Origin of the sequence: Vibrio sp. M260118, assembly GCF_036533755.1 — a bacterium.
Classification (GTDB): Bacteria; Pseudomonadota; Gammaproteobacteria; order Enterobacterales; family Vibrionaceae; genus Vibrio.
Genome location: NZ_JATABG010000231.1, coordinates 1 through 5,684, shown reverse-complemented (window position 1 = coordinate 5,684; position 5,684 = coordinate 1). Strand labels below are relative to the sequence as shown.

Here is a 5,684-nt window from a genome sequence, read left to right as displayed (position 1 = left end):
CCTCCGGTACTCAATCAATGACCGAGCTATCTCATGCGCAACATGTTGGTTTAATCCGAGCGTTTGGTAGTTTGGAAGACGAAATGGACGTGCTACTGATAGATACAGCAGCCGGAATTTCGGACATGGTGGTGAGTTTTTCACGTGCAGCCCAAGACGTTGTTATTGTGGTTTGTGACGAACCTACTTCCATTACTGATGCATATGCTTTAATTAAGTTGTTAAGCAAAGAACATCAGGTGCAGCGCTTTAAAATTGTTGCAAATATGGTCAGAAGCTATCGAGAAGGCAGAGAATTGTTCGCAAAATTGACATTGGTCACAGAGCGATTCTTGAATGTGAGCCTTGAGCTCGTAGCATGTATTCCGTTGGATGATAAAGTGAGACAATCTGTTAAGAAACAAAAGATTGTTGTTGACGCATTTCCAAGATCTCCAGCGGCATTGGCGATAGGATCATTAGCAAATAAAGCGTTAACATGGCCAATACCGAAAACACCGAGTGGACATCTTGAGTTTTTTGTCGAACGATTACTAAATAGAACTGAGATGCTAGAGGAACCTTTTGGTGAATAAGGCTTTGACCTATGAACAGTATGCGAATCAAGATAGCCAACGAGCGTTTCTAGAGAAATACTCGGTGCTGGTGAAGCGTATTGCTCATCATCTACTCGGACGCCTACCGCCTAGTGTTCAAGTGGAAGATCTTATTCAAGCGGGCATGATAGGTCTACTTGAAGCACAAAAAAATTACGACGGTAGTAAAGGCGCTAGTTTTGAAACGTATGCTGGTATTCGCATACGGGGTGCTATGCTTGACGATATAAGGCGTGGAGATTGGGTTCCGCGCTCGGTACATAAGAATAATCGTGAAGTTAGCCAAGCGATTTCTGCGTTAGAAGGCGTGTTAAATCGAGACCCAACTGATGCAGAAGTTGCGCAACACATGGGTATTAGCTTGGAGCAGTACCACACAATTTTGACAGATATTAACTGTTCACGTTTGGTTGGAATTGAAGATCTTGGTGTGTCTGAAGACGCAATTTCTCCAGAAGATGCGGACGAAAATAACGCGCCATTCCAAGGTGTAGCAGACGAATTTTTTCGAAAAGCACTAGTAGATTCAATTAAATCGCTTCCAGAGCGTGAAGCTCTAGTACTTTCGCTTTATTATGATGAAGAGTTAAACTTAAAAGAAATCGGTGAAGTGATTGGTGTCAGCGAGTCACGCGTGAGCCAAATACTAAGCCAATCAATGCAGCGTCTGCGCACTAAGTTAAGTGCTTGGACAAATAACGAGTAAAAATCACTGATCTCGAACTCAGTGGAGGCAATTTTGAATAAAAACATGAAAATCCTTATTGTTGACGACTTTTCAACAATGCGCCGTATAGTTAAGAACCTCCTACGCGACCTTGGGTTCAACAATACTCAAGAAGCAGATGACGGCTTAACGGCGTTACCAATGCTCAAGAAAGGCGAGTTCGACTTCGTTGTTACCGACTGGAACATGCCAGGAATGCAGGGGATCGATCTTCTTAAGCACATTCGTTCAGACGACGAGTTGAAACACCTACCTGTTCTGATGATCACTGCTGAAGCTAAGCGTGAGCAGATTATCGAAGCTGCACAAGCAGGTGTAAACGGCTACATCGTTAAGCCATTTACGGCTGCAACACTGAAAGAAAAACTAGATAAAATTTTTGAACGTTTATAAGTCAAGGTATTGACTTAAGGCGCTAAAGGCCAACTCAGAATGATTTCATTAGAACAGGCAAAACAACTCGTAGAGATGTTGGAAGCAGGTCAACAGCAGGAAGCTAACCTTCTTGTCAAAGACCTGTATGAAAGCACTTCTAATCCGATGTTCCAAGAAATTGGGGAGTTGACTCGTGATCTGCACGAGTCAATCAAGCATTTCAGTACGGATGAGCGCATGAGTGAAATTGCCAATGACGAAATCCCAGATGCAAGGGATCGCCTCCAATACGTCATTGACAAAACAGAGGTTGCTGCGAATAAAACTATGGATGCAGTCGACCGCTGTATGCCCATTGCCGACAATCTTCACGAAGGACTACTTCAAGTGCGTCCACAATGGAACGAGCTAATGCATGGTCGTATCGACCTCGCTGAGTTTAAAGCGCTCTGCCATCGCATCGACAACTTGCTCGGTGAAGTGGAAGGCGACAGCTCAGAGCTTCGAGGCCAACTGACAGAGATTCTAATGGCTCAAGACTTCCAAGACTTAACAGGTCAAATTATCCGCCGCGTCATCACTTTAGTGGATGAGGTTGAGGGCAGGTTAGTTGAAATCCTAACCGCGTTTGGTTCGAGCCAACTGGAAGAAAGCACGAATAACAAGAACAAAGCATCGATAGATCCAGAGGGGCCAATTTTGAACCCTCAAGAAAGGGATGATGCCGTTTCATCACAAGACGAAGTCGACGACTTACTCTCAAGTCTTGGGTTTTAGAGGTAACATATGAGCTACGATTTAGACGAAGACATCCTACAGGACTTTTTAGTCGAGGCTGGGGAGATTTTGGAACTCCTCTCTGAGCAGTTGGTTGAGCTGGAAAATAACCCAGAAGACAAAGACTTGCTCAACGCCATTTTCCGCGGTTTCCATACCGTTAAAGGTGGTGCTGGCTTCCTAGCGTTAACTGAGCTCGTGGACACCTGTCATGGTGCCGAGAATGTGTTCGATATTTTGCGTAATGGGCAACGTTCAGTTAGCGCAAGCCTGATGGACACTATGCTTCAGGCATTGGACACCGTTAATGAACAGTTCCAAGCTGTTCAAGACCGTGAACCTCTTCCTCAAGCAGAGCAGTCTCTATTGGACGAGTTACATCGACTATGTAAGCCTGAGTCTGAAGACGAAGTCGTAGCAGAAGCTCCCGCTGCGGTGGCTGAGCCAGTAATTGAACAACCCGTGGTTGAAGAACCTGTTGCGGTGGAAGCACCAAAAGCAGAGATCTCATCAGGTTCTATTGATGAAATTACCCAAGATGAATTTGAAAAGCTACTCGACGAACTGCACGGTTCAGGTAGTGCGCCAGGTGCTGCTAAGGCGCCTGCATCACCGGCTCCTGCTGCGCCAGCTGCAAGCGCGGATATGAGTGGTGACATTACTGACGATGAGTTTGAAAAGCTGCTTGATGAGCTACATGGCACAGGACAAGGCCCTGGTAAAGGTGACGCAACACCTGTTACTGCAGCGGCACCTGCTGCGCCAGCGCCAGACGCTGCAACGGTATCGGCCGCTGCCGGTGACAGTGACCTAATGACCGATGAAGAGTTCGAGAAACTGCTTGATGATCTTCACGGTTCAGGTAAAGGTCCATCTATCGAAGAGTTAGACGCCGCAACACAACCTGCAGCGGCAGTTGCTCCACCACCTGCGGCAGAGCCTAAACCGGCAGCTAAGCCTGCTGCAGCGGTTCAGGCAGCGCCAAAAGAAGCACCTAAGCCGCCAGCGAAGAAAGACGCTGCGGTTCCGGCTAAGAAGCCCCAAGCTGAAGCGACTGTTCGTGTTGATACTTCAACCCTAGATACCATTATGAACATGGTAGGTGAGCTAGTATTGGTGCGTAACCGACTCTTGAGCTTAGGGCTAAATAGCAACGACGAAGAGATGTCGAAAGCGGTTGCTAACTTAGATGTTGTTACCGCTGATCTTCAGGGTGCGGTGATGAAAACGCGTATGCAGCCAATTAAGAAAGTATTTGGTCGTTTCCCTCGCGTTGTTCGAGACTTAGCACGTAGCTTGAAGAAAGATATCAACCTAGAGATGCGTGGTGAAGACACGGATCTTGATAAGAACCTTGTAGAAGCACTCGCGGATCCATTGATTCACTTGGTGCGTAACTCGGTTGACCACGGTATTGAAATGCCTGACGCACGTGTTGCAGCAGGTAAGCCTAAGACAGGTAAAGTGATTCTATCGGCTTCGCAAGAAGGCGATCATATCGAACTTGCTATCGTTGATGATGGCGGCGGTATGGATCCAGACAAACTACGCGCTATCGCAGTTAAACGAGGCGTAATGGATGAAGATGCGGCGTCAAGACTGACCGATAAAGAGTGTTTCAACCTTATCTTCATGCCGGGCTTCTCAAGTAAAGAGCAGATTTCAGATATTTCTGGTCGTGGTGTTGGTATGGACGTAGTGAAAACGGCCATCAACACGCTAAATGGTTCGATTGATATCGACTCTGAAATGGGTAAAGGCACTAAGATCACCATTAAGGTACCTCTGACACTTGCGATTCTACCAACACTGATGGTTGGTGTTGCGGATCACCCATTTGCTCTGCCGTTGGCAAGTGTGAACGAAATTTTCCACTTGGATTTGAGCCGCACTAACGTGGTTGATGGTCAGTTAACCATTATCGTACGTGAAAAATCGATTCCGTTGTTCTATCTACAAAACTGGTTAGCGCCACAAGTTGGTCAAGTCGAATTGCGCAAAGGTCATGGACATGTTGTTATTGTTCAGATTGGTAGCCAGCGTGTTGGCTTTGTTGTCGATACCTTGATTGGTCAAGAAGAGGTGGTCATCAAGCCGCTTGATAACTTGCTACAAGGTACACCTGGTATGGCAGGGGCGACCATTACAAGTGATGGTCACATCGCGCTTATCTTGGATGTGCCAGATTTGCTTAAGCAGTATGCCGCTGCTTCTCGAATCTAAATCGCGAAAAATAGAAGGACAAATATGGCGATCAAAGTATTAGTAGTCGATGATTCGAGTTTTTTCCGCCGTCGAGTGAGTGAAATCATTAACTCTGACGCTCGTCTAGAGGTAATAGACGTTGCGACCAACGGTAAGGAAGCAGTAGACAAAGCGTTACGAATCAAGCCTGATGTCATTACAATGGATATTGAAATGCCAGTCATGGACGGTATCACTGCCGTCCGTGAAATCATGGCCAAGAGTCCTGTGCCGATCTTGATGTTCTCTTCGCTGACTCACGACGGCGCTAAAGCAACCCTAGATGCGCTTGATGCAGGTGCTTTGGATTTCTTGCCTAAGAAGTTTGAAGATATCGCACGTAACCGTGATGAGGCGACGGCTTTGCTACAGCAACGTGTGCTACAAATCGCCTCTAAGCGTGCGTTCATGCGCCGAGCAGTTCCAAAACCTGCAGCGCCGACTCGCCCAGCTTCGCAACCAGCAACGACGCGTTCATCGCTTAGACCTGCAGCGCCGACGGCTCCAGCGAGCAAGCCTACCGTTGCTACGCGTTTTAAAGCCAGTGGTAAAAAGTATCAGCTAACCGCGATTGGTACATCAACCGGTGGCCCAGTTGCACTGCAGAAGATTCTGACCAAGTTACCAGCCAACTATCCACACCCTATTGTGTTAATTCAGCATATGCCTGCGACATTTACCGCAGCGTTTGCTAGTCGTTTAAACTCTTTGTGCAAAATTCAAGTCAAAGAGGCGGAAGACGGTGATGCGCTAAAACCAGGTGTGGCTTATTTGGCTCCTGGCGGTAAGCAGATGATGATTGAAGGGCGTCCTGGCTCAGCGAAACTGCGCATTATTGATGGCGGTGAACGGATGAATTACAAGCCTTGTGTTGATGTGACATTCGGTAGTGCAGCTAAAATCTATTCTGACCAAGTGCTTTCGATGGTTCTTACCGGTATGGGCGCAGATGGCCGCGAAGGATC

General features: G+C 47.0%; 6 protein-coding genes. All 6 read left to right on the top strand.

Translation table 11 applies throughout. The features are described 5' to 3' along the window. Nucleotides 1-575: P-loop NTPase (locus tag QTO00_RS13555; RefSeq protein WP_331425278.1), on the top strand; the 575-nt coding region annotated here is incomplete at its 5' end. Then, nucleotides 568-1,302, top strand: a complete 735-nt coding sequence (locus QTO00_RS13550; protein WP_331425277.1) for an RNA polymerase sigma factor FliA — start codon at nucleotides 568-570, stop codon at nucleotides 1,300-1,302. The genes QTO00_RS13555 and QTO00_RS13550, both read left to right, overlap by 8 nt. A gap of 45 nt (nucleotides 1,303-1,347) precedes the next feature. Next, nucleotides 1,348-1,716, top strand: a complete 369-nt coding sequence (gene cheY / locus QTO00_RS13545) for a chemotaxis response regulator CheY (protein WP_331425279.1) — start codon at nucleotides 1,348-1,350, stop codon at nucleotides 1,714-1,716. 39 nt (nucleotides 1,717-1,755) lie between these two features. Continuing rightward, nucleotides 1,756-2,475, top strand: coding sequence for a protein phosphatase CheZ (locus QTO00_RS13540; protein ID WP_331425276.1), 720 nt, complete (start codon nucleotides 1,756-1,758; stop codon nucleotides 2,473-2,475). Between the two features lie 9 nt (nucleotides 2,476-2,484). Further along, on the top strand, nucleotides 2,485-4,698 hold the full coding sequence (locus tag QTO00_RS13535; RefSeq protein ID WP_331425275.1) for a chemotaxis protein CheA: 2,214 nt from the start codon (nucleotides 2,485-2,487) through the stop codon (nucleotides 4,696-4,698). Between the two features lie 24 nt (nucleotides 4,699-4,722). Then, nucleotides 4,723-5,684: protein-glutamate methylesterase/protein-glutamine glutaminase (locus QTO00_RS13530; protein WP_331425274.1), on the top strand; the 962-nt coding region annotated here is incomplete at its 3' end.